General features: G+C 62.6%; 22 protein-coding genes, 1 tRNA gene and 1 pseudogene (1 of these 24 running past the window's edge). 8 read left to right on the top strand and 16 right to left on the bottom strand.

The features are described 5' to 3' along the window. The first annotated feature begins 593 nt into the window (after nt 1-593). Together EOB49_RS18475 and EOB49_RS18470 are read left to right on the top strand one after the other, a co-directional pair. Nucleotides 594-1,262, top strand: coding sequence for a HemK/PrmC family methyltransferase (locus EOB49_RS18475; protein ID WP_245472749.1), 669 nt, complete (start codon nt 594-596; stop codon nt 1,260-1,262). Further along, nucleotides 1,259-2,374: a hypothetical protein gene (locus EOB49_RS18470; RefSeq protein WP_127381825.1), complete on the top strand. Its 1,116-nt coding sequence runs from the start codon at nt 1,259-1,261 to the stop codon at nt 2,372-2,374. Before EOB49_RS18475 ends, EOB49_RS18470 begins: the two co-directional genes overlap by 4 nt. Before the next feature lie 47 nt (nt 2,375-2,421). Here EOB49_RS18470 and nadE read toward each other — a convergent pair whose 3' ends face one another. The 6 genes from nadE to EOB49_RS18440 all read right to left on the bottom strand — a co-directional run bounded on the left by nadE (nt 2,422) and on the right by EOB49_RS18440 (nt 8,015). Then, nucleotides 2,422-3,429 carry an NAD(+) synthase gene (nadE, locus tag EOB49_RS18465; RefSeq protein WP_127381824.1) on the bottom strand — a complete coding sequence of 336 codons (1,008 nt, stop codon included), beginning with the start codon at nt 3,427-3,429 and terminating at the stop codon, nt 2,422-2,424. Then, on the bottom strand, nt 3,426-4,970 hold the full coding sequence (locus tag EOB49_RS18460) for a class I adenylate-forming enzyme family protein (RefSeq protein ID WP_127381823.1): 1,545 nt from the start codon (nt 4,968-4,970) through the stop codon (nt 3,426-3,428). The genes nadE and EOB49_RS18460 overlap by 4 nt, the downstream gene beginning before the upstream one ends. Before the next feature lie 26 nt (nt 4,971-4,996). Then, nucleotides 4,997-5,263, bottom strand: a complete 267-nt coding sequence (locus tag EOB49_RS18455; protein WP_127381822.1) for an acyl carrier protein — start codon at nt 5,261-5,263, stop codon at nt 4,997-4,999. Nucleotides 5,264-5,286: 23 nt separating this feature from the next. Next, on the bottom strand, nt 5,287-7,224 hold the full coding sequence (gene asnB, locus EOB49_RS18450) for an asparagine synthase (glutamine-hydrolyzing) (RefSeq protein ID WP_127381821.1): 1,938 nt from the start codon (nt 7,222-7,224) through the stop codon (nt 5,287-5,289). A 77-nt stretch (nt 7,225-7,301) separates the two neighbouring features. Next, nucleotides 7,302-7,694, bottom strand: coding sequence for an autotransporter-associated beta strand repeat-containing protein (locus EOB49_RS18445; protein ID WP_164781725.1), 393 nt, complete (start codon nt 7,692-7,694; stop codon nt 7,302-7,304). 244 nt (nt 7,695-7,938) lie between these two features. After that, nucleotides 7,939-8,015: transfer RNA gene (locus EOB49_RS18440), tRNA-Met, on the bottom strand. Nucleotides 8,016-8,254: 239 nt separating this feature from the next. Here EOB49_RS18440 and EOB49_RS18435 point away from each other — a divergent pair. Beyond that, complete coding sequence (locus EOB49_RS18435) at nt 8,255-9,220, top strand: Gfo/Idh/MocA family oxidoreductase (RefSeq protein ID WP_127317829.1); 966 nt, start codon at nt 8,255-8,257, stop codon at nt 9,218-9,220. Between the two features lie 25 nt (nt 9,221-9,245). Here EOB49_RS18435 and mnmA read toward each other — a convergent pair whose 3' ends face one another. Continuing rightward, the gene (gene mnmA / locus EOB49_RS18430; RefSeq protein ID WP_127381819.1) at nt 9,246-10,436 is read right to left on the bottom strand and encodes a tRNA 2-thiouridine(34) synthase MnmA; all 1,191 of its coding nucleotides are present in this window, start codon (nt 10,434-10,436) and stop codon (nt 9,246-9,248) included. A 288-nt stretch (nt 10,437-10,724) separates the two neighbouring features. On the opposite strand from mnmA, the gene EOB49_RS18425 reads away from it, so the two are divergent. Then, complete coding sequence (locus tag EOB49_RS18425) at nt 10,725-11,000, top strand: DUF1153 domain-containing protein (protein ID WP_013529904.1); 276 nt, start codon at nt 10,725-10,727, stop codon at nt 10,998-11,000. A gap of 62 nt (nt 11,001-11,062) precedes the next feature. Here the strand turns inward: EOB49_RS18425 and EOB49_RS18420 are convergent, their stop codons facing one another. Next, a complete protein-coding gene (locus tag EOB49_RS18420) occupies nt 11,063-11,989 on the bottom strand; it encodes an NADP-dependent oxidoreductase (protein WP_127381818.1) in 927 nt (308 codons plus the stop codon). A gap of 90 nt (nt 11,990-12,079) precedes the next feature. Here EOB49_RS18420 and EOB49_RS18415 point away from each other — a divergent pair, with 90 nt between their 5' ends. Continuing rightward, nucleotides 12,080-12,478 (top strand): helix-turn-helix domain-containing protein, encoded by a 399-nt coding sequence (locus EOB49_RS18415; RefSeq protein WP_023809911.1) that lies wholly within the window; start codon nt 12,080-12,082, stop codon nt 12,476-12,478. Between the two features lie 86 nt (nt 12,479-12,564). Here EOB49_RS18415 and EOB49_RS18410 read toward each other — a convergent pair whose 3' ends face one another. Next, nucleotides 12,565-12,942 (bottom strand): flagellar export protein FliJ, encoded by a 378-nt coding sequence (locus EOB49_RS18410; RefSeq protein WP_013529907.1) that lies wholly within the window; start codon nt 12,940-12,942, stop codon nt 12,565-12,567. Between the two features lie 451 nt (nt 12,943-13,393). Between EOB49_RS18410 and ctrA the strand changes: the two genes are divergently transcribed. Further along, the gene (ctrA, locus tag EOB49_RS18405; RefSeq protein WP_006203583.1) at nt 13,394-14,089 is read left to right on the top strand and encodes a cell cycle two-component system response regulator CtrA; all 696 of its coding nucleotides are present in this window, start codon (nt 13,394-13,396) and stop codon (nt 14,087-14,089) included. A gap of 103 nt (nt 14,090-14,192) precedes the next feature. Here ctrA and EOB49_RS18400 read toward each other — a convergent pair whose 3' ends face one another. Beyond that, complete coding sequence (locus tag EOB49_RS18400) at nt 14,193-14,597, bottom strand: response regulator (RefSeq protein WP_127268016.1); 405 nt, start codon at nt 14,595-14,597, stop codon at nt 14,193-14,195. Nucleotides 14,598-14,836: 239 nt separating this feature from the next. Continuing rightward, a complete protein-coding gene (locus EOB49_RS18395) occupies nt 14,837-15,466 on the bottom strand; it encodes a histidine phosphotransferase family protein (RefSeq protein WP_024504504.1) in 630 nt (209 codons plus the stop codon). 391 nt (nt 15,467-15,857) lie between these two features. Between EOB49_RS18395 and EOB49_RS18390 the strand changes: the two genes are divergently transcribed. Further along, nucleotides 15,858-16,394 (top strand): EipA family protein, encoded by a 537-nt coding sequence (locus EOB49_RS18390; RefSeq protein WP_236382921.1) that lies wholly within the window; start codon nt 15,858-15,860, stop codon nt 16,392-16,394. A gap of 190 nt (nt 16,395-16,584) precedes the next feature. Further along, nucleotides 16,585-17,721: a hypothetical protein gene (locus EOB49_RS18385; RefSeq protein WP_127381817.1), complete on the top strand. Its 1,137-nt coding sequence runs from the start codon at nt 16,585-16,587 to the stop codon at nt 17,719-17,721. A gap of 91 nt (nt 17,722-17,812) precedes the next feature. On the opposite strand, the gene EOB49_RS18380 is transcribed toward EOB49_RS18385, so the two are convergent. The 5 genes and pseudogenes from EOB49_RS18380 to EOB49_RS18360 all read right to left on the bottom strand — a co-directional run. Further along, nucleotides 17,813-18,628, bottom strand: coding sequence for an RNA methyltransferase (locus EOB49_RS18380; RefSeq protein WP_127381816.1), 816 nt, complete (start codon nt 18,626-18,628; stop codon nt 17,813-17,815). Nucleotides 18,629-18,792: 164 nt separating this feature from the next. After that, nucleotides 18,793-19,137, bottom strand: a complete 345-nt coding sequence (locus tag EOB49_RS18375; protein WP_023809905.1) for a metalloregulator ArsR/SmtB family transcription factor — start codon at nt 19,135-19,137, stop codon at nt 18,793-18,795. Nucleotides 19,138-19,289: 152 nt separating this feature from the next. After that, nucleotides 19,290-20,069, bottom strand: a complete 780-nt coding sequence (locus EOB49_RS18370; RefSeq protein ID WP_127381815.1) for a HugZ family protein — start codon at nt 20,067-20,069, stop codon at nt 19,290-19,292. Nucleotides 20,070-20,100: 31 nt separating this feature from the next. Then, nucleotides 20,101-21,282: a CaiB/BaiF CoA-transferase family protein gene (locus EOB49_RS18365; RefSeq protein ID WP_127381814.1), complete on the bottom strand. Its 1,182-nt coding sequence runs from the start codon at nt 21,280-21,282 to the stop codon at nt 20,101-20,103. 6 nt (nt 21,283-21,288) lie between these two features. Beyond that, nucleotides 21,289-21,962: pseudogene (locus EOB49_RS18360) on the bottom strand (3-hydroxyacyl-CoA dehydrogenase) (it continues 110 nt past the right edge of the window).

The following is a 21,962-nucleotide window of genomic DNA, read 5'->3' as shown; positions in this document are numbered from 1 at the left end:
TGAAGGCTTCTACTCGCCCTAGGAAGGTCAGGTATAGCCGCTATCGCACAGGACACCGCATGGGCAGCCCGCCACAATCGGCCATTGCGTACGATAGTGGCGTTTGAAGTGGTAGCGGGAGAGGGACTTTAATCGGCATAAAGTCAATGCGTTATATCATCTTAGTCAAAATTTTGAAAAAAATGAATCCACAAACGGAATGGAAAACTTTCAATCTTCATTTGCTGGAGTGGATACTTGAGGCGGAGAATCCGATCCAAGGTAACTGCCGCCTGACAGGATGAGTGGCGGGCTTAGCGTGTTAGGCGACGCGGCGACTTATGCGCCGGAGGCGAATGACAGCAATGCGCCCAAAGTCGGTCATTGAAGTTTACGGCTGGGTAGCTCTGATTGGAGCCACATCCCTTGGATGGGACGGCATCTATATGGCCGAGCTGGCGCGCTGCGAAGTATCGGCGGATATCTTTAGCAGCCGTTTACCGGAGCGCGATAGGTCATTGTGTATGCAATACCGTCGGATGACGTAAGGAACCGCCGTGCCGCACAGAGCAGCAGCCCTAGCCGGTCGTTCTACGCCCCGCCTGCATCGTTTCATGAGCGTGATGCTCGAACTGGCTCCGGGCGTTCTCGTGCCTCGTCAGGAAACAGAGTTGCTCGGACAGAGCGCGCTCGCGATTCTTCGCGATCGCGCGCCCGGCCCGATGGTGATCGACATGTGCTGCGGCTCCGGCAACCTTGCTCTGGCGATCGCGGCGGAAGTTCCGTCGGCCTGCGTCTGGGGGGTGGACGTGACTGACAGCACGGTCGCGCTCGCCCGTAGCAATGCCGAACGCTTGGCCCTTCAGGACCGGGTCACCATCCGGAAAGGGGATTTGTTCGGTGCGCTTGAGGGCGATGGGCTTATCGGCGCGGCGGACATGATTGTCTGCAATCCGCCCTATATCTCGACCGCGCGCCTCGAAGGCGAGAGCGCGCATCTGCTTGAGGGCGAGCCGCGCGAGGCCTTCGACGGGGGGCCTTACGGCATCTCGATCCACCAGCGGCTGATCCGGGACGCAATCGATTTCCTCAAGCCTGGTGGCTGGCTGCTGTTCGAGTTCGGGCAGGGGCAGGACCGCCAGGTGGCTGCCCTGATAGCCAGAGCCAAGGCCTATGAACCCGTGACATTCGCCAAGGATGAGGTCGGAATGCCGCGTGTCGCACTCCTCCGCAAGCTGGAGAACGGTGCGCCCGCGATCTCATCCTCCGCAAGTTTGGCATGAGCCAGATTCGTCCCCTGCAGGCTGCGGATATTCCGGCCGTCGTCGGGCTCTTTCAAAGAACCTTCCGGGACGGTGGAAAGCCGCCGCCTCCGGCGCTTGAGACTTATCTGCGCTGGCACTATCTTGAAGGCCCGGTCTGCGATCCGGAGATCGCGTCTCTCGTCCATATTGCGAGCGAAGGCGACATTTCAGGCTTTGTCGGCGTGAATGTACTGCCGATGAGGCATGGCCAGCGCAAGCTGCGCGCCGCCATCTGTGGTTCGCTCATGGTCGAAACGCGGGCGAACGACCCGATGGCCGGCGCAAGGCTGCTCAGGACATTCCTGGCCGGGCCGCAGGACATCTCCTTCAGCGAAACCGCAAATGCCCTCTCGACGCAAATGTGGACGAAACTGCGCGGGGTCGCCCTGCCGCAATACAGCCTGGACTGGATCCGGGTAATCCGGCCTTCGGCCTTCCTGCTCGATCTAGCCTCGCGGCGAGCCGGCGCCGTGCGCTTGCTTGACCCGCTCGCGCGCGGACTCGATCGCTATCTTCGCGGACGGATGCAGGAGAACGAGATGCGCTGGTCCGGGGTCCCGGAACTCTGGAATCGCAAGGGCGGCCTCAAGGTTGCCGAAATCGATCATGCCGGTTTTGCGGCTCTTTTGGACCCGTTGATGCGCCAGTTCCCGCTCCGACCCGACTGGAGCGCGGAGCAACTTGCGCATATCCTCGCGGAGGCTTCCCAGAAGCCGGACTATGGCGAGGCCGTGTTAGCGTCCGTCTCCTCCCCCAGCGGGGCGCTGGTCGGCGCCTTCCTCTATCACACCCGCCCGGGCAGGATGGCGCGCGTGCTGCAGGTTCTGGCCCTGCCGGGGCAAGCTGGTTCCGTCATCGACTGCTTGATTGGCGATGCAGCGCGGCGCGGCGCCGCCGGCCTGCGCGGCCGGACGCAACCCGCCCTGCTGGCAGCGATGCTGGGTCGACGGGTCGCCTTCACTCAACCGGCCTCGACCGTGGTGCATTCACGCGACGAGGAACTGGTGAACGCGTTCCTGAGTTCGCAAGGCTTCTTCAACGGGCTGGCCGGCGAGCACTGGAATCGCCTGGCCGGGGAGCGGTTCGAATAGGCCACCATTGCGCGCGCGGCAACATAATCCCGATTGTCGCGCCGATCTCAGCAGGCGATTTCCTCGACGGGGTGGACGAGCTGCGGGCCAAGGTGCAGATAGCGCGTCGCCCGGCGCTTGGCGGCGATATCGGCCCAGACGCGTTCGACCTCGACCGTAGTCAGCTTCGCGGCGGTGCCGACCTCCACGGCTGAAAGGCCGTTATTCAGGCCGAAGAGGCAAATATCCATGCGGTCATAGGGCAGGGAGAAGTAGAACTCTTCCTGCGTCTGCTCGAGGGAATAGGTGTCGGTCGTCGGCGCCCTGCGGCAGATTTCCTCGGGAATGCCGAGATGGGCGGCAAGCGCATAGACCTGGCTCTTGTAGAGATGGGCGATCGGTTTGACGTCAGCTGCGCCGTCGCCATTCTTCACGAAGAAGCCTTGGTCGTATTCGAGCCGGTTCGGCGTGCCGAGCACGGCGAAATTCAGCCGGTCGGCGTGATAGTACTCGATCTGTTTGCGCGTGCGCTGCTTCATGTTGGTGGCGGCGACGATGCCGAGATAGACCGCCGGCGACATGCGCAGCTTCGTCTGCCGGCCTTCGGGGCCCTGCACCACCAGCGAGGAGATGTTGTAGCCCTCGCCGGCGAGCGAATTGGCGATGACGATCTTTGAGGCCCAGCCCGGCCCGTATTCCGGCACCAGCTCGCGGATGAAGGCATCCCGCCGCTCATAACAACCCATCGCGTGCAGCGTCGGGCCGATATCCTCCACGATCGCTTCGACGCCGAAGGTTTCGGCGGCCAGCCGGCCGAGGCGGAGGCTGTCGGGATCGGAGTCGCTTTCCGGCATGAACAGGCAGAAGACGTTCTTCGCGCCGACGGCGCGGGCGGCGAGCGCGACCGAGACGCTGGAATCGATGCCGCCAGAGAGGCCGAGCACGAGCCCGCGCTTGCGCATGCCGCGTAGCTGCTCGCGCAACCCCGCGACGATGCGATCGGTTTCCGCAGCGTTGTCGAGCGTCAGCGCGTCGGCCGAGAAGGCGGGACGGCTCGGGGCGAGGGAGTGGTTCATTCTGCAGTCCCCAACGTTTCGGCCGCCAGTCTTCGGCTGACCTTTCCGGTATCGGTCTTCGGCAACTCGCGGCGGAACTCGATGAGCTTCGGCACCATGAAATCCTCGAGATGAACGGCGCAGTAGCGAATGATGTCCCGTTCGCTCAGGGTCTCGTCCGAGAGAACGACGAGGGCGGCAATGGCGTGGCCGAGCACCGGATCCGGCACGCCGGTCACCACGGCTTCCACGATGCCGGGATGGGCGTGCAGCACAGTTTCGACTTCCTTCGGGGCAACCTTTTCGCCGCGCGTCTTGATGATGTCGTCCTTACGGCCAACGAAATAGAGGAAGCCGTCCTCGTCCGTCCGAAACAGGTCGCCGGTGTGGAGCCGCTTTTCCCAGGGATGCGGCCCGGGACGCAGCATCTGCTCCGTGGCCACGTCGTTGCGCCAATAGCCCTGCATGACATGCGGGCCGCGGATGACCAACTCGCCCGCCACGCCCGGTGGCACGCGGTTGCCCTCATCGTCGACGACGATCGCTTCCGTGTTGGGAATAGCGATGCCGACGGAACCCGGCCGGCGGTCCAGCTCCTCCGGGGGCAGGTAGGTGCAGCGCTTGCACTCCGTCAGACCGTACATGGAATAGAGCCGCACGCTGGGGAACAGCTCGCGCAGCCGTGCGATATGCACCGACGGCAGGGCGGCGGCGGTGTTCGAGATATAGCGCAGGCTCGGCAGGAAACCCGGCGCCAAATCGCGCATCTGCAGGATCAGCGCCGCCATCGTCGGCACCAGCGGGAAACCGGTGACCTTCTCGGCGCGGATGCGCTCGAAAATGGCCTGCGGAAAGGCGAAGGATTTTTCGAGGACGAGGGTCGCGCCGAGCTTCATCGCCATCAGCAGCTGATAGAGGCCGTAGTCGAAAGCCAGGGGCAGGACATTGAGGATGATGTCGTCAGGGGTGTTGCGCAGATAGGTCATGATGGATTCGGCCGCGGCATCGATATTGCGATGCGTCATCATCACGCCCTTGGGGCGACCGGTGGAGCCCGAGGTGTAGATCAGCATGGCGAGGTCGATGTCGATCCCGCCATGGCGAACGGGCACGGGCGCGACCTTGAGACAATCCTCGAAGGAGGCAGCGCCATCCGGCGTATGGCTGGATGGCGCTTGCGTCGACGCGACGAAGAGCGGCCGGTCCGACAGCGCACGCGCCTGGATCACGACAGGCATCAGCTTGGCCTGGGTCAGGATCGCTGCAGCCTCGCAATCGTCGATGACATAAGCGAGCTTGCCGGCCTTGGTGGAGGCGTTGATCGGGCTGAAGGTCGCGCCCGCCTTGAGAACCGCGAAGATCGAGACGGCGGCTTCCCAGCAATTATCCATGAAGACGAGAACGCGGTCGCCGCGCTGCACGCCATTCGCGGCGAGAGCGGTCGCGAGCCGGTTCGACAGATCGTCGAGCTCGTCATAGCGCAACCGCTTCCGGTCGGTGACAAGCGCCGTCTTCGCGCCATGCGCGGCCGCGTTCGTGATGAGGAATTGCTCGACCCGCATGAGCTCGGGCCTTCCGCTGCCAGCCGTCACGCCGCGACGAGCGATGCGGTCTTCGCTGTGATGAAGGCCGTGATGCGCGCCAGTGAATCGAGGTTGGCCGGCACGATATCGGCGTCCGCAACTGTGATTCCGCAATGGTCCTCGATAAAGGCCACCAGTTCCAGAACGCCGGTCGAATCGATGATGCCGTTCTCGATCAGCGAGTCCGTATCGGCGAGGGTGTGGGTGGTGTCGCCGAACAGGAAGTTCTCGATGACAAAGGCCTTCACTGCGTCTCGGATCGTATCGGTCATGTCGTTCGCTTTCCTTGGTGGTGTCAGGCGGCCTTTGCGTTGCAAATGCCTGTGCCGGTGAAAGTCGTCAGCCACAGCTGCGTCGACAGGATGCCGACAAAGGCCGCGTTGTCGCGAAAGCCGGAGGCCGGCTGGCGGCTGCATTTCTCATGTAGTTTTGCCACTGCCTTCGGATTGAAGAGCCCGCCGGCGCTGACTGCGGCGTCGCCCAGGGCCGACTGGACATAGTCCCTCGTGCCCGGCCCAACGAAGGACTGGCTGTCCGGTGCGCGATAGGGCTGCTTGGTCCGCCGGCCGATGGCGGCCGGCAGCAGGTCTTTGGTCGCCTCCCGGAGAATATGCTTCTCCACGAGCCCCTTCAGCTTCATCTCGGGAGGAAGGCCGGCGGCAAACTCGACCAGATGATGGTCGAGGAAGGGAAAGCGGCCCTCGATGCCGTGGGCCATCGCCATGCGGTCGCCCTGGCTGGACAGGATATAGCCGGGGAGAAGGAAGCGGGCTTCCAGATATTGCGCCTGATGCAAGGGATGCCAGCGGGCGAACGCCTCGGGCAGACGCGCGGCGAGTTCCTCGGCGGCGTCATATCCGGACAATGTGGCACGCAGATCGCCCGAGTAGAACAGCTTCGTCGCCGCCGTGCCGTCGAACCTCGGCCGATGGGAGAACAGCGGATCGTCGAGCGCCGCGCCGCTAGCCCCGAAGAAGGAGAACAGGTACTCGGCCGATTGCTGCCTCAGGCCCGGAAGATAGGGGTAGAGCTTGCGGAACAGATGCGGCCGGATGCGGGAGCTGGGCTGTCTCCCGCAAAAGCGCCGAACCCTGGCCTCCTTGAAAATATCGTAGCCGGCAAAGACTTCGTCGGCGCCTTCGCCCGTCAGCACCACTTTCAAGCCGGCCTCGCGCACGAGGCTCGAGAGCTTGTAGAGCGGGGCAGGGGCAGTGCGCAGGATCGGCCGCTCCGTGAAGCGGATAACGTCAGGGAAGACGGCCGCGATATCGCCTTCCCCGCAGGCGACGGCGCTGTGATGCGTGCCGAGCGCACGGGCCATCTCGAGCTGGAAGGGGCTCTCGTCATGTTCGGCGCTATCGAACGTGACCGAGAAGGTCCTGAGGCCACCCGGCGCCATGCCCGCCGCCAGCGCCGATGTGATGGAGGAATCGAGGCCACCAGAGAGATAGGCGCCGACTGGCACATCGGCGCGCATGCGGATGCGGGTCGCCTCCGTCAGGAGGGCGCGCAGTTCCTCGGCCGCGGCACGCTCGTCCCGGTGCTGGGGCGGCGCGTCCCGGTCGGGATACTCCAGACTCCAGTAGGGTCGCGTCGAGACGCTGCCCTCTTGCACGATCATCAGGCTTGCGGGTTCGAGCTCGTAGATATTGCGGAAGGCCGTGCGCGGCGCGATCGGGGCCCAGAGCGTGAAGATCTGGTCGAGTGCGACCGGATCAATCTCGGCCGCGACGCCCGGGGCCTGGAGGAGCGCCTTGACCTCCGAGGCGAAGTATAGCCGTTCGCCCTGCCTTGTATAGAAGAGCGGCCGGACCCCCATGCGGTCGCGCGCCAGAACCATGCGGCGGCGGCGGCCGTCCCAGAGCGCAAAGGCGAAATCGCCATTGAGCGCGGAGACGCAATCCTCCCCCATCTCGTCATAGAGATGCAGGATCACTTCGGTGTCGCTGGCTGTCCGGAAATGGCGGCCTTTCGCGCGAAGCTGCTCGCGCAGTTCCACATAGTTGAAGATCTCACCGTTGAAGGCGATCGTCAGATCGCCCGTCGCATCGGACATGGGCTGCTGGCCGTCCCCCAGGCCGACGATGGACAGCCGCGCATGGCCGAGGCCGGCCGCCTTTGTGGTGAAGAATCCCTGCTCATCGGGGCCGCGATGCGCAATGGCAGCCGTCATCCTTCCAAGGAGCGCCCTCCCATCCCGGACAGTGCCGAAATAACCGCTAAAACCGCACATGCCGAGATATTTCCAAGTCCACCAGCGCGGCTCGGACTATAGCCGCCAAGATACCGGTAGGTGTTAAACATCTGGGACTATTCATGAGAATGGTAAATTTTGAGCGGCCGCCGACGGCTGATTTCTTGCGGGAGCATTGGATCTGCCGCGAGATGAGGGCAATGACGCCCTTCGGCGACATAGTCGCCACTGACGGTCAGCTTGCTTCCGAGGCTGCCGGCGATGCCCACAGTCCCGGCATTGGTCAGCCCGACAATGGCTTGGGAAGTGCCGGCGAGATCGAGCGTCGCGCCCGCCGCGACCGAGAATTGCGAGGCGGAACTGAACGCGTTGGCCGCGCCTGCGGCGAGCGTGCCGCCATTGACCGAAGTGGCGCCGGCGAAAGCCGAGTTGTCCGAAGTCAGAACCACTGTCCCCAAGCCGTCCTTGACGGAATCGCCGGTACCCGAGAGCGCGCCGGCATAGCTCACATTAGCTGTCTGGTCGAAGGTGAACGAGGCGCCTGCACCGATCGAGACATCGCCCCCTAGCGCTCGGCCGCCGAGATGATGCCGCCTTGGTCGACGGTCCAGTCCAGCAGCGACGTGCCTGAAAGGGTCAGCGTGTCGGCGCCATCCTTCACCATCGCAAATGACTCCACATCAAGGATGCATTCGAACGCACCGGCATAGGCCCCATCGATTTTATTGATCTTTTTGCCGTCTTTAAGAGGGCTGGTAGCGGGAGAGGGACTTGAACCCCCGACCCCAGGATTATGATTCCCGTGCTCTAACCAACTGAGCTACCCCGCCAGGGCGGCGAAAGGCCCGAAATCCGCCTCAAATCGAAAGGCATGTCGGGGGCGTTCGCCAAGGTCGCGCGGATATAAGGTTGGGAGGGTGAGCCTGTCAAGCTTCGAAGCAACCGGCTTGCCGGCTTATCGTCATTATCGAAAAGCTTTGCCACGCGGACATTTGGTTGCCGCCGCCGGGGTTGAGTTCGAAGGGGCACGTCGCTATGTCTCGGCCACGAGTTTTTAGAGTTGAAACAGATGAAGCCGCGCATAGCAGTCCTCGGTTGCGGATACTGGGGCAGCAACCACATCCGCACTCTCAAGGCGCTCGGCGCGCTGTACGCGGTCTCCGACACCAACCGGGCCCGCGCAGAAGGCTTCGCCAGCGAGCAGGACTGCCTGGCGATCGAGCCGGACCAGCTGTTCGTGCGTGACGATATCGACGCCATCGTCATGGCGTTGCCGCCGCAATTCCATGCCGACCTTGCCGTGCGTGCCGTCGCGGCCGGCAAGGACGTGCTGGTGGAAAAGCCGATCGCGCTGACGGTTGCCGACGCCGAGCGTGCGGTGCAGGCGGCCAAGGACAATGGCCGCGTCTTCATGGTCGGCCATGTCCTGCGGTTCCACCCCGCCTTCGAGACGCTGAAAGGGCTGATCGACAAGGGCGAGCTCGGCGAAGTCCGCTACATCCACTCGCACCGGCTCGGCCTCGGCAAGTTCCACACAGAGAACGACGCGCTGTGGGACCTGGCGCCGCACGATCTGTCGATGATCCTGGCGATCACCGGCACGGAGCCGATCGAGGTGCGCGGCGAGGGGGCCGCTCTGCTCGACAATCTCAGCGACTTCGCGCATCTGCACATGCGCTTCCCCAACGGCCTGCGCAGCCATCTCTTCACCTCGCGTCTCAATCCCTATCGGGAGCGGCGGCTGACCGTGGTCGGCACCAAGGCGATGGCGGTGTTCGACGATGTCGAGCCATGGGAACGCAAGCTTGCCGTCTACCGCCATGCAGTGTGGCAGGACAGCGGCCAATGGGCCTTCACCACCAATGAGCCATCCTATGTCGCGGTTGCCCAGGGCATGCCGCTGACACGCGAGCTGGAGCATTTCATCCAGTGCATCGAGACGCGTGCCGAGCCGCGCACCAGCGGCGAGGAAGCGATCAGGGTGCTGCGCATCCTGACCGCCGGCACGGTCACCCACACCAAGTCGAATTCCTGAAGCGCGGAATTATTCGGCGGGAATCTTATTCCGCGGGAATCTGGGCCGGCCGGGCGGCAAGCCGGGTCAGCATGGCCTCGGCCTCGGCGCCACGCTCCGAACGCTCGATGAAGCCGCCGCCGAACACGCGAGCTTCGTTGCCGTCGTCGGAGTAGAGCACGCAGGCCTGGCCCGGCGCGATGCCGGATTCGCCGTCGACCAGTTCCACCCATGTGGCACCGGCACGATGATGCAGCACGGCCGGGCGCGGCGGCCGCGTCGAGCGGACCTTGGCGAACAGCTCCAGGCCGCCTGCAGGGACGTCTGTGAGCGGTCCGTCGCCCAGCCAGTTCATATTGCGCAGATAGATCTTGTGCGTCTCCAGCGCCTCGCGCGGGCCAACCACGACGCGAGCGCGGTCGGCATCGAGGTGGACAACGTAAAGCGGCTCGCCGGAAGCGATGCCGATGCCGCGGCGCTGGCCGATCGTGTAGCGCAGGATACCCTCATGGCGGCCGAGCACGCGGCCGTCGATGTGGACGATGTCGCCCGGATTGGCCGCAGTTGGCTTCAACTTGGCGATGATGTCGGAATACTTGCCCTGCGGCACGAAGCAGATGTCCTGGCTGTCCTGCTTGGCGGCAACCGCCAGCCCCATCTCCTCGGCGATGGCGCGAACCTGAGGCTTCGACAGGCTGCCGAGGGGAAAGCGCAGATAATCGATCTGTGCCTGCGTGGTGGCGAACAGGAAATAACTCTGGTCACGGTCGGCGTCGACCGGCCTGTAGAGCGCGCGGTGGGCGCCGTTGGCGCCGGAACGGATGTAGTGGCCGGTGGCCAGCGCGTCGGCGCCGAGCTCCTTGGCGGTGGCTAGCAGGTCGGCGAACTTCACCGTCTGGTTGCAGGAAACGCACGGGATCGGCGTCTCGCCGGCGACATAGCTCTCGGCGAAGGGATCGATGACCGCCTTGCGGAAGCGTTCCTCGTAGTCGAGCACATAATGGGGGATGCCGAGCGTCTCGGAGACACGGCGGGCATCGTCGATGTCCTGCCCGGCGCAGCATGAGCCGGCCCGGTGCGTCGCCGCGCCGTGGTCGTAGAGCTGCAAGGTGACGCCGACGACGTCGTAGCCCTCGCGTTTCAGCAGGCCTGCGACGACAGAAGAATCGACGCCGCCCGACATGGCGACGACGATGCGGGTGTTTTCGGGACGTCCGGGAAGATCGAGACTGTTCATGATGCTTTCGTTCTGCGCGGCGCCTCAATGCCAATGTCGAGAATATAGGTCAAGCTTTACCGCCGCGCCAGCGTGCAGGGCGATTCACCGGTTGCGGCCGATCTCCGCCAGGGGATGCATTTTCCCCGGCAAATCAGCGTTTGCGGGCAGATGTTTCAAATGCCGGCGAAAAGACTAACGCGGCGTTCATGATCCTTACCTAGTCATTAGGGTCTGCTTAGGCAATTTTTAAAGCTGTGGCGGTAACGTGGCGGGGATTGGGTCTTTGAGTTTTTTGTAGAGAGTACGATGACCGATCTGGTTAGACCGAGAGTCAAATATGTTATCGGGCCTGACGGCAGCCCTCTTACGATTGCCGATCTGCCGCCGACCAATACACGTCGCTGGGTTATCCGGCGTAAGGCGGAAGTGGTTGCGGCCGTGCGCGGCGGGCTTTTGAGCCTGGACGAGGCATGCCAACGCTACAAGCTCACCACCGAGGAATTCCTGTCCTGGCAGGCGTCGATCGACGAATATGGCCTTGCCGGGCTGCGCACGACACGCATCCAGCAATACCGGCACTGACATTGCGAATTTAGACGAAGGGCGCGGCTAACCCCGCGCCCTTCTGTTTTCACCGTTCCCGCTCAGAGCGATAGCACAACCTTGCCGATCGGCTTGGTGGCGAGGAAGGCGTGAGCGGCCCCTGCCTGGTCCAGCGGGAAGCTCTTCGCCACATGGACGGCGAGCTTGTTGGCATCGATCAACCGAGCCAGTTCCACCAGGCCCTCCCTGTCGGGCACGACGGACATACGCTCGACCCGAATGTCTCGCGCGCCGGCCTGGGCCCTGGTGTTGTCGCTGACATCGAGCAATGACACCAGCACGCCGCCACGCCTGAGCACCTTCAGCGAGCGTTGGGCGTGGTCGCCGCCCATTGGATCCAGCACCAGATCGATGTCGCGAACCTGATCGGTGAAATCGCCCTTGGTGTAGTCGATGACCTCGTCGGCGCCGAGTTCGCGGACGAAATCGAGCTTGCCCGGGCTGACCGTGGCGATGACGTAGGCGCCGCGCGCCTTGGCGATCTGCACCGCCAGATGACCGACGCCGCCGGCTCCCGCATGGACCAATATGCGCTGCCCCGATTTCAGTCCGCCGTGGCGAACAAGCCCTTGCCAGGCGGTGAGGCCGGCCAGCGGCAAGGCGCCTGCCTTGAGGTGGTCCGCGCCGTTCGGCTTCAGTGCGATTTGATTGGCAGGCACGGCAGCCAGCTCGGCATAGGCCGCCGCCTGCTTGGGGAAGCGCGGCATGCCGAACACCTCGTCGCCGATCTTGAAGCCGGTGACGCCGGCGCCGAGTGCTTCGACAGTTCCCGAGATATCCCAACCCAGGATGTAAGGCGGCTCGCCGAGCAAGGGGTAGTAGCCGGCACGGACGGCGCCGTCGACCGGATTGATGCCTGCGGCCTTGACGCGAACCAGCACTTCGCCGGCCTCTGGCGTGGGATCCGGCTGATCGGCGATGACAAGGACGTCGGGTCCGCCGACGGAATTCTGGATAACGGCACGCATTGAGATGTCTCCTGCTTGGTTGGTGCCACTATCATTTGGATAGTAATATCCCCTTGTCCAGTATGTACCTTCCTGATATATACGCACCTCATGGATAGTGAAGATGATTGCGGTTTCGGCTATGACGCGTTCCGGCGAACGTGCCCTTCGCACACCGTGCTGGAGATGCTGGCCAGCAAATGGGTGTATCTGGTGGTTTGCGCGCTACGCAAAGGCCGGCTGCGCAATGGCGAGCTTGCCCGGAAGCTCGAGGGCATCACGCCGAAGATGCTGACGCAGACGCTGCGGGTACTCGAGCGCGACGGCCTGGTGCGGCGCGAGATTTTCCCGGTCATTCCGCCGCGCGTCGAATATGAATTGACCGAGCTCGGCCAGAACCTGGCGGGGCTGCTTACCCAGATCAGGTCATGGGCGGAGCAGCATGCGCCGGATATCAAGGATGCCCGTGCAAGGGCAATTGCCGAGAGTGAAGGGGATTGGGCCGCGTAGGGCGGGTTCATTTTTCCCGCCGGAGCCGCAAGCCGCGACAATGCGCCAGCCTGATGGCGAGCGTTGGTGCGGCAAACCGCCAGGTCTTAGCCGATCATGGCGCTGCGGCCACCGACTTCGGCTTCGCGGATCTTCGTGTCGCGCGATTCCAGCATTTCCGCCTTGGAAAGCTCCGCTTCAGCTTCGCCGAGTAATGATTCGGCGGCGCTTCGCTGCTGGGCGAGGTCGCTTTGGGAATTCCTGAGGTTGTCGCGGCGCAGGCGAGCCGCCTTGGCGAAGGTCGGATAGGCGAAATGGTTGATGTCTGTGATGCCGGCCTTCTTTTCCTCGGCGGTGATCTGAAGCTCCAGCTCGACGGCCATGCGTTCGAACTCGGCGATCATCATGTCGAGCTGCAGCAGCTGCCGCCGCTTCTCATTCACCTGAAACTGTTTCAGCCGAACGAGGTTTTCACGTGACTTCATGATTCGGTACTCCCGGAAACGCACACCCGCACTTATCGTCCAAACCACCTGGAAACGCCCAGGCCGCACCCGTGTCCACCGCCTTTCCCCGAACTATGGGAAACAAAACCCTAAAGTTTTTTGCCGGCGGTAACCATTCGTTTACGGGCATTGTTAATCATACGGGTCAGGACTTAAGGCCGGGTAAAAATTCGGCCACCGATGCGGAAGCGACGTCGATGAGTCCCTGGAGTCGCTTAGTCCGGGTTTTTAATGTGTTGCATTAGGAATTTGGTTCTGAGATTCGTTATTAGATTCAAGAGGGTGTAGAAATAGGTTAAAAAATCTGGTACCGTCATGGACGGGAAATTAGGATTTGTTAACCATTCAATGGCAGCCTCTGCACAAGGCAACCACTGCTCCGGGTCCGGACGGGTCGTGAAATGGTCCGGCAGCAGAAAAGGGGAATGAAATGCGTGTTCTGCTGATAGAAGATGACAGTGCAACCGCACAAAGCATCGAACTGATGCTGAAATCGGAAAGTTTCAACGTCTACACGACCGATCTCGGGGAAGAGGGCGTCGATCTAGGCAAGCTCTACGACTACGATATCATTCTCCTCGATCTCAACCTGCCTGATATGTCGGGCTACGAGGTCTTGAGAACGCTTCGCCTTTCCAAGGTCAAAACACCTATTCTCATCCTCTCCGGTATGGCCGGCATCGAGGACAAGGTGCGCGGCCTCGGCTTCGGCGCGGACGACTACATGACCAAGCCGTTCCACAAGGATGAGCTGGTTGCCCGCATTCATGCCATCGTGCGGCGCTCCAAGGGCCACGCCCAGTCGGTTATCACCACCGGCGACCTGGTGGTCAACCTCGATGCCAAGACTGTCGAAGTCGGCGGCCAGCGCGTGCACCTGACCGGCAAGGAATACCAGATGCTGGAGTTGCTTTCGCTGCGCAAAGGCACCACGCTGACCAAGGAAATGTTCCTCAACCACCTCTATGGCGGCATGGACGAGCCTGAGTTGAAGATCATCGACGTCTTCATCTGCAAGCTGCGCAAAAAGCTCGACGCGGCATCGGGCGGTCAGAACTACATTGAAACGGTCTGGGGGCGCGGCTATGTGCTGCGCGAACCGGAAGACATTCGCGTCAGCGCCTGAGCGACGAATCGCTCGAATCTTGTCCATAAAAAAACCCGGCTTCGGCCGGGTTTTTGCATCACGGCTGGTAAGGGTCTGTTTTGGGCTGCTGAGCAGGAAACCGTCACGCACTTTTTCTGGAATTGCTCAAGGGTACCGAATCAGGTGCGCTCTTCAAGGTGCGAAAGCGCTCGAGCAGCTGCGGGCGGTTGAACGGCTTCAAGAGATAGCCCTGGGCGCCGGCGCGCTTGGCCCGCATGATCGAAGCAATATCGAGCTCGACAAGGGAAATCAGGATCTGCGGCCTTATCGGGCTCTCCATGGCGCGGACGCGACGGATGAGATCTACCGCCGGTACGTCGGGCAAGGCGCCATCGACGACGATGATGTCGGGCATGTCGGCGGCGCACATCTCCAGCGCGTCAAGTCCGCTGGCGGCCTCGATGACAATCATTTCGGAGCCGCCCAGGATGCGTTTTGCAACCTTCCTGATGACGCTTGAATCGTCGACGAACATGCAGCGTTTCATTTCCGGGTCCTCTTTGCCTTCTGGCAGTCCGGTAGCGTCGGGGGCATCCAGGACGCACCATAGGCCAATCTGGTAAAGAAGCCGAAAAGGCGTTAGGTAAAATTTTTACAAAGATAGGCAGGTGCCTACTTTTATTCGCGAATGCTTTGGCGCTGCCTGGACGACCAGACGCATCTCAAGTCGATGAGCTGGAATTACAGATTTCAATGTAGAAATACTTCGCGCTATCGGCTGCGCAATCAGGCCGCAGAAAGCACGATTTCTTCCGGCGTCGCGTGGATCGATATCGTCATGCCGGCTTCGCGCGCCAGAAGCAGCGTGTAGTAGGGCTGCACGGAATGCGCGTCGATCGGTTCCTCGGGCTTGTGGCCGGAATGCAGTTCGAGGAATTTCGGCGGCACACGCAGCATCGGGCCAGCCGACGCAAGCGCGAAACGCGGCTCGGTCTCGAGGTTTTCCAGCGTCACGGAAAGCTTGCCGCCGCGCGGAATGGCGGCATTGGCGACGAGGATCAGGTTGAGCAGCAGCTTGACCTTGTTCTTGGGCAGCAACGCGCGGGGCCCGTTCCAGGTCAGTTCCGGCTTTTCGTTCTTGAGGAAGGCGATGGCGACCGCTTCGGCATCGCCGGTATCGATCAACATGCCGGCCGAGCCGGCGGCACCAAAGGCGATGCGGGCGAACTGCAGGCGGGCCGAAGCGTTGCGGGCGCTCTGACGGATCAGCTTCATGGCGTCCTCGTCGGCGCCGCCTTCATCAAGCAATTCGAGCCCGTTGTTGATCGCGCCGACCGGCGAGATGATATCGTGGCAGACCCGGCTGCACAAAAGCGCTGCCAGATCGGGTGCGGAAAGGGTGAACAGATCGGCCATCGGCGAAAAATCCCTGCAAAATCTCACAACTCATGGCCGGGCGATCGATCGTCGCCTGCCACACGAATCACACACTCTCTCCTCGGGCTTTCTGAATACACAGCGCCCGTGCGTGCAGCAACAAATCCAAATTGTGGTTGTGGCAAATGGCATGTTCACGCAGGCTGCCGGCCCCACTTGAGCGACCCCAAACAGCCTTCGAACCGCCATGTTCATGTGGGAGCTTAATGGTTGAAAAAGGATTACGGCATAGTTTGCCCCTAACAGTTACCCTTAACGGCCGGCTAAAAGAGCCGTACGGGGTGCGAGGCGTCGGCGAAGGTGCTCCCTGACGGAGATTGGAAGCATGTTTTCCCGATACTACGACCGGAGCTTTCTCCGTGTCTTCTCAATGGCGGTCACGCTCCTGGGCGTTCTCGTCTTCTCGACTTCAGCCCTGCGGGCCCAGGAATACACCGCTCAGGAGATTGTCGATTCCGGTCACAAGTTCTTCGGCGCGACATCGGGCGGGCTCGCCACGGTCGTCGAGAAGATTTTTGCTTCCTACGGCCTGCCCAACGGCTATCTGCTGGGCGAAGAGGGCTCGGGCGCGCTGATCGGTGGCCTGACCTATGGCGAAGGCACGCTCTACACCAAGAATGCCGGCGATCACAAAGTGTTCTGGCAAGGCCCATCGCTCGGCTGGGATTTCGGCGGCGAGGGGTCGCGGGTGATGATGCTGGTCTACAATCTCGACGATGTGGGCAGCCTCTACAACCGCTATGGCGGCGTCGCCGGTTCGGCCTATGTGGTGGCTGGCGTCGGCTTCAACGTGCTGAAGAACAACAATGTGGTTTTGGTGCCGATCCGCACCGGTGTCGGTGCCCGGCTTGGCGTCAATCTCGGCTATCTGAAGCTTACCGAGCGCGCCACCTGGAATCCGTTCTAAGCTGAAGTCCTTGGCTGTCGTTGCCCAAAACCGGGACCGCTTTTGGGTCGACATGCATTAAACTCGTGGCGTTGCGGCAAACCCTTGCCGCAACGCTGGATTTCCGCCATGTCAACGTGGCACAGTCAAAGCGCTCTAGACGCTTTTGGTTTATCTGGTTTGATGCTTACCGGCCACAACGGGTAGTCACTTGGTCCAGTCGGTCCTGTTCTTCGTCCTCGGCTTTCTCTGCGCTGGCTTTCTGGCGCTCATGGTGGCTCCGGCCATATGGCGTCGTGCGGTCACGCTTACACGCAAACGCGTCGAATCCTCGATCCCTCTGACGCAAACCGAAATCCAGGCGGACAAGGATCGCATCCGCGCCGAATACGCCATGACGACGCGCCGCCTGGAAATCAGCGTCAAGGCGTTGCGAGAGAAGGCGGCCGAACAACTCGTCGAGATCAATCGCGGTCGCGAGGCCATGAAGGGCCTGGCGGTCGAGCGGACGGACAAGAACCAGGCGCTGACCGAGCTGGGCGCGAAGAACGAAGCGCTGCGCCAGCGAGAGGGCGAGTTGCAGCAGCTTTCGGAGCGTCTGAAGGAAACCGAACGCAAGCTGGAGAAGCGTGCACTTGAGCTGCAAAAGCTGGAGCGCATGTATGACGACGCCAGTTTTTCCTCGAGCAGCCGACAGATCGAGCTCGTGGCGCGGGAGTCCGAAATGCAGAAACTCGCCAGTGACATTGCGATGCTGCGCGGCCAGCGCAAGGAAGCCGACAGGCGGGGCCAGGAAATCGCGGCCGAAAGCAAGGCCGCGCGGGAGGCCCTGAAAGCCGAGAAGAAAAGGACCGCCGAACTCGACAAGAAGGTCGAGCGGCTGCTGGCCACACTTGCCGATCGCGAAGACAAACTCGACCGCCGCGAAAAGGAACTGGCACGCATGCGCGAAAGATCGAAATCCGAAGACAGCGCGCCAGCCTTGCGCCTGGTCGGCAAGGGCGGCGATGTCGCCAAGAGCGATGACTTGGACAAGGCAATCGCCAAGCTCGACAGTGACCGTGAGCAGCTCGAGGCGAGGCTGACGGCGCTGGCGCGCGAGAACAAGCGGCTGAAGGCCGACCTCACCGCACTGGCCGCGTCCACGGCCACGGACAGCAGCTCCGCCTTGCGCGAGCAGATGAACGCGCTGGCGGCGGAGGTCGTCCATCTGACGGCGAAGCTCGAGGGGCCTGGTTCGCCGATCGCCAAGGCATTGGCGGTACCGTCGGACGCCCGCTCCGGCAACGGTGACCGCAGTCTTGCCGACCGCGTGCGCGCGCTGCAGAAGGCTGACGCGACAAGCTGAATCAGGCCTCCTTAGAGCATTTCACCGTTTCACGGAAACGGCGAAATGCCCTAACTCTTTGCTTTGACGCAATTCTGGACGGAAAACCGCTTCACACTTTTCCTAGAATTGCTCTAGCCGAAAAATGATGCAGCGCAATGGCTGAAGCTGCGGCGACATTCAGGCTGTCGAAGCCTTCCGCCATGGTGATCCGCACGTCGTGCAGGCTTGCGAGCAGGTCGTCCGGCAAGCCTTCGCCCTCGGTGCCGAGATAGAGCGCTAGGCGCTTGCTGCGCTGCGCATCGCGGATGTCGGTCTTCCCGCGTGGCGACAGCGCGAATTGATCGAAGCCACGTCGGGCGAGCATTGTCGTGAAGCCGGCGGTGTCGGAGAACGATGCGAAAGGGATCTTGAGCGCGGCGCCGACCGAAACGCGGATCGCCTTGCGATAGAGCGGGTCGCAGCATGTCGCATCCAGCAGGACCGCGTCAGCGCCAAAGGCGGCGGCATTGCGGAAGATCGAGCCCACATTGTCATGGTTGGCGATGCCGACGAGCACCACGACCAGCGCCCGAGGCGGCAAGCCGTCGAGCAGGTCTTCGGCCGGCTGCGGCTCTCCCTTGCGGCCAATGGCCAGGATGCCGCGATGCATATGAAATCCGGCGATAGCGTCCATCACCGCGCTGGTGGCGACATAGACCGGGAGGTCGGCGGGCGCCTTGCTCAGGATGTTGTCGAGACCTGCCAGCCGGTTTTCCAGGACCAGGATCGATTCGGCGGCAAAGCGCCCGGTCGAGAGCAGCAGGTCGAGCACCACCTTGCCTTCGGCGACGAAGCGGCCTTGCCGGCCGGCGAGGTCACGCTCGCGAATGTCGAGATACGCAGCGACGCGCGGATCTTGCGGGTCGTCGATGCGAATGGGATCCATGCATTCCTCGCGACCGTCGCATCGGCCCGAAAATCCGGACCGCTTCCCGGCGCTCACCTTGTTTGGAAAGCACGATGCGACAATTCGGGACAATCAGCCAGCTCTGTACGCCCCGGATGGGCGCATGTCGCTCTGAAATCGCCGGCGAGATCGGCGCTATGTGGTCAGGTTCCAGCACGGCGCAAACGGTGCGCCATCTGGGACAGATCATCCTTGCCGCTGCCGAAAATGCCGTCCAGCATGACAAGCAGTTCTCGCACGGCGTCGGATTTGCAGGAGTAGTAGATCATCTGCCGGTCGCGGCGGGTCTCGACTAGGTCGAGCGCCCGCAACTTGGCGAGGTGCTGGGACAGGGCGGATTGGCTGAGCATCACCTTCTCGGCAATGGCTCCAACCGACATCTCACCTTCGGCGAGGTAGCTCATGATCAACAGTCGCTTCTCATTGCCCATCAGCATGAGAAACTCTGCCGCCGATTCGGCGTTCACGATTAGCTTTGTCGAGACCATCGATCCCCCATGCTTCCTGTTCATCCCGACGCCATGGGGGCAATGGCGTCTGATTCCATAAATTCACTTGTCGATCGGCGCTGGCGATTCAGCGTCACCAAAAGGTAGAGCATTTCACTTAAATCTCAAGTGTTGCTTTTGGTCCAGCTTAATTAAGTCTCCGTCCCGGCGTCGACAATGGCTCGGCCGGCCTTGGCCATATCGACCAGAACGTGCCGCAATTCGCCTGCCGCCGCCAAAGGTTGTGGGTAAAAGGCACGGCAAACATCGTCGCCCGACACCAGGTCCATGCCATCGGCATCGAATCCGGCAACACGCCAGCCGTTTCCGGATACTTTCGCGAAATACTGTGCGTAAACGGCGATCGCGTCGAGATGGTCGGCGTTCATGTGGTCGATGGCCGATTGTTCGCGCGCCGCGAGTTCCTCGACGATCGGTCCGCTGGTGAGCAAATCCGATCGATCGAGGTGATAGGCCTTGCCGAAGCCGCCGTTGAGGCTGGCGCGTTGCGAACCGAGGCGAAAGATCGAAAAGTCGCCGAGACCGGCGTAAAGTTTCGCCTTGGGATTGTGATTGAGATAGCGGCGCTCGACGCGGGCGTGTTCGGCAGATCCGCGCTCAAGCCGTGCTGCCTGGCAGATCAATGTCAGGCGCGGGTGCGCCAGCGGGTCGCCCTTGCCCGGTTCGCCGAGCAACAGGGAGCAGCGCGGATCGGCAAGCAGGGCGCCGGTGTGCGCCGAAAGCATCGACACCAGGATCAGCGGCGCGCCATCGATGTCGGTGGCCACGCCGACCCTGCTGGCCAGCGGCGAGCCGGTTTGCGGTTCGATCACCGCCAGGGCGCCAAAGCGGGCGCTGCGCAGAAGCGTCTTCGCCAGCCGGATCGCTTCGGCGTCCGTCTCGCGGATCACGTCCTTTTTCGGCTCGTCCAAGGCAGCACCGCAGTAAGTTGATCTTTCTTCTCTAGTTATCGTTATCGGTCAGCAAGCCGGATTTGACAAGGCCGTCGATCTCGGCTTTCGCAAAGCCGAAACGTGCCAGAATTGCCGATGGCGACAAATCCTCATTGCCTGGCATAGTGGCCAATGTCGGTTGCGAGCTCGAGAAACGCGGCGCGGGGGCCGGGCGCTCAAATGCACCTGTCGTCACAGAGGCGTTGCGTGCCCGATTGTGCGGGTGGTGCTTCGCCTCTTGCAGCGACAGGACGGGGGCCACGCAGGCATCGGTCTGGGCAAACAGCAGGTCCCAGTCGTAGCGTGGTTTCTGCCGGATCCGATCGGCAATGGCGGCGCGCATCGGCGGCCACAGGGCCTTGTCGTACTGGCCGGACGCAAAGCGCTCGTCGAGCGGCAGCAGCCTGGCGAACTCGGTGAAGAATTGCGGCTCGAGGCAGCCGATGGCGATGTGCCCGCCATCCGCCGTCTCATAGGTGTCGTAGAACGGGGCGCCGGAATCGAGCAGGTTCGCGCCGCGCTTGTCGCTCCACAAGCCGGCCGCCGTCAAGGCGTGCAGGGGCACCGCCAGCATCGAGGCGCCGTCGACCATCGCTGCGTCGATGACGTCACCCTTGCCCGTGCGAGAACGTTGGAACAGGGCGGCCAGCACGCCGGCAATCAGCATCATGGCGCCACCGCCATAGTCGGCGACAAGGTTGAGCGGCGGGACGGGACGGCCGTCGGCATGGCCGATGGCGTGCAGCACGCCGCTATAGGCGAGGTAGGTGATGTCGTGGCCAGCGCGGCCGGCGAGCGGGCCGCCCTGGCCGAAGCCGGTCATACGGCCGTAGATCAGCGCCGGGTTGCGCGCCAGCGCCGTTTCGGGGCCGAGGCCAAGCCGTTCCATGACACCCGGGCGAAACCCTTCGAGCAACATGTCCGCCTTTTCGGCAAGGCGCAGCAACAGATCGGTGCCTTCACGGCGCTTCAGGTCGAGGCGCAGGAGGGCGCGGCCATGGCGGTCGATGTTGTACTCATCCGGCAGCGACAGGAGCTCGCTCGTCCCCGTCCGTTCGATGCGCAACACTTGCGCGCCCATCTCCGACAGCATCAGGCCCGCCAGCGGCACCGGTCCGAGTCCGGCCATCTCGATCACCTTCAGCCCGGTCAGCGGACCGGTTTTAGCGGCAGCGGACAGGCCGGCGTTCATGACCTTCTATTTCGGCGCCATGCGGATGGCGCCATCGAGACGAATGGTCTCGCCGTTCAACATCTGGTTCTCGATGATGTGCAGGGCGAGAGCGGCATATTCGGACGGTTCGCCCAGGCGCGACGGGAAAGGCACGGCGGCGCCCAGCGAATCCTGAACCTCTTGCGGCATGCCGGCCATCATCGGCGTCTTGAAGATGCCGGGCGCGATGGTGCAGACGCGGATGCCGGAACGGGCAAGGTCGCGCGCCACCGGCAGCGTCATGCCGACGACGCCGCCCTTGGATGCCGCATAGGCGGCCTGGCCGATCTGGCCATCATAGGCGGCAACCGAAGCGGTGTTGACGATGATGCCGCGCTCGCCCCCCTGCAGCGGCTCGAGCTTCGACGCGCGCTCGGCGACGAGGCGGATCATGTTGAACGTACCGATCAGATTGACCTCGATCACCTTGCGATACTGATCAAGGGGGTGGGGACCATCCTTGCCGATCGTCTTCACGCCGATGGCGATGCCGGCGCAGTTGACCAGGATCCGCGGCTCGCCAAGCTTGGCGCCTACGTCGGCGAGCGCAGCGGTTCCGCTGTCGGCGCTGCTGACGTCGCACTGGACGGCAATACCACCGATCTCGGCCGCGACCTTGGCGGCGCGGTCAATACCCACGTCGAAGATGGCGACGCGGG

It is taken from the genome of Mesorhizobium sp. M7A.F.Ca.MR.148.00.0.0 (genome assembly GCF_003997735.1).
GTDB lineage: Bacteria > Pseudomonadota > Alphaproteobacteria > Rhizobiales > Rhizobiaceae > Mesorhizobium.
Note: the sequence above shows the minus strand (reverse complement) of the source record. Positions and strands in the feature narration are given on the sequence as shown.

Coding starts and splice junctions, on each gene's coding strand:
- EOB49_RS18475 (WP_245472749.1), top strand. CDS start 594: ATGAGCGTGATGCTCGAACTGGCTCCGGGCGTTCTCGTGCCTCGTCAG.
- EOB49_RS18470 (WP_127381825.1), top strand. CDS start 1,259: ATGAGCCAGATTCGTCCCCTGCAGGCTGCGGATATTCCGGCCGTCGTC.
- nadE (WP_127381824.1), bottom strand. CDS start 3,429: ATGAACCACTCCCTCGCCCCGAGCCGTCCCGCCTTCTCGGCCGACGCG.
- EOB49_RS18460 (WP_127381823.1), bottom strand. CDS start 4,970: ATGCGGGTCGAGCAATTCCTCATCACGAACGCGGCCGCGCATGGCGCG.
- EOB49_RS18455 (WP_127381822.1), bottom strand. CDS start 5,263: ATGACCGATACGATCCGAGACGCAGTGAAGGCCTTTGTCATCGAGAAC.
- asnB (WP_127381821.1), bottom strand. CDS start 7,224: ATGTGCGGTTTTAGCGGTTATTTCGGCACTGTCCGGGATGGGAGGGCG.
- EOB49_RS18435 (WP_127317829.1), top strand. CDS start 8,255: ATGAAGCCGCGCATAGCAGTCCTCGGTTGCGGATACTGGGGCAGCAAC.
- mnmA (WP_127381819.1), bottom strand. CDS start 10,436: ATGAACAGTCTCGATCTTCCCGGACGTCCCGAAAACACCCGCATCGTC.
- EOB49_RS18425 (WP_013529904.1), top strand. CDS start 10,725: ATGACCGATCTGGTTAGACCGAGAGTCAAATATGTTATCGGGCCTGAC.
- EOB49_RS18420 (WP_127381818.1), bottom strand. CDS start 11,989: ATGCGTGCCGTTATCCAGAATTCCGTCGGCGGACCCGACGTCCTTGTC.
- EOB49_RS18415 (WP_023809911.1), top strand. CDS start 12,080: ATGGATAGTGAAGATGATTGCGGTTTCGGCTATGACGCGTTCCGGCGA.
- EOB49_RS18410 (WP_013529907.1), bottom strand. CDS start 12,942: ATGAAGTCACGTGAAAACCTCGTTCGGCTGAAACAGTTTCAGGTGAAT.
- ctrA (WP_006203583.1), top strand. CDS start 13,394: ATGCGTGTTCTGCTGATAGAAGATGACAGTGCAACCGCACAAAGCATC.
- EOB49_RS18400 (WP_127268016.1), bottom strand. CDS start 14,597: ATGAAACGCTGCATGTTCGTCGACGATTCAAGCGTCATCAGGAAGGTT.
- EOB49_RS18395 (WP_024504504.1), bottom strand. CDS start 15,466: ATGGCCGATCTGTTCACCCTTTCCGCACCCGATCTGGCAGCGCTTTTG.
- EOB49_RS18390 (WP_236382921.1), top strand. CDS start 15,858: ATGGCGGTCACGCTCCTGGGCGTTCTCGTCTTCTCGACTTCAGCCCTG.
- EOB49_RS18380 (WP_127381816.1), bottom strand. CDS start 18,628: ATGGATCCCATTCGCATCGACGACCCGCAAGATCCGCGCGTCGCTGCG.
- EOB49_RS18375 (WP_023809905.1), bottom strand. CDS start 19,137: ATGGTCTCGACAAAGCTAATCGTGAACGCCGAATCGGCGGCAGAGTTT.
- EOB49_RS18365 (WP_127381814.1), bottom strand. CDS start 21,282: ATGAACGCCGGCCTGTCCGCTGCCGCTAAAACCGGTCCGCTGACCGGG.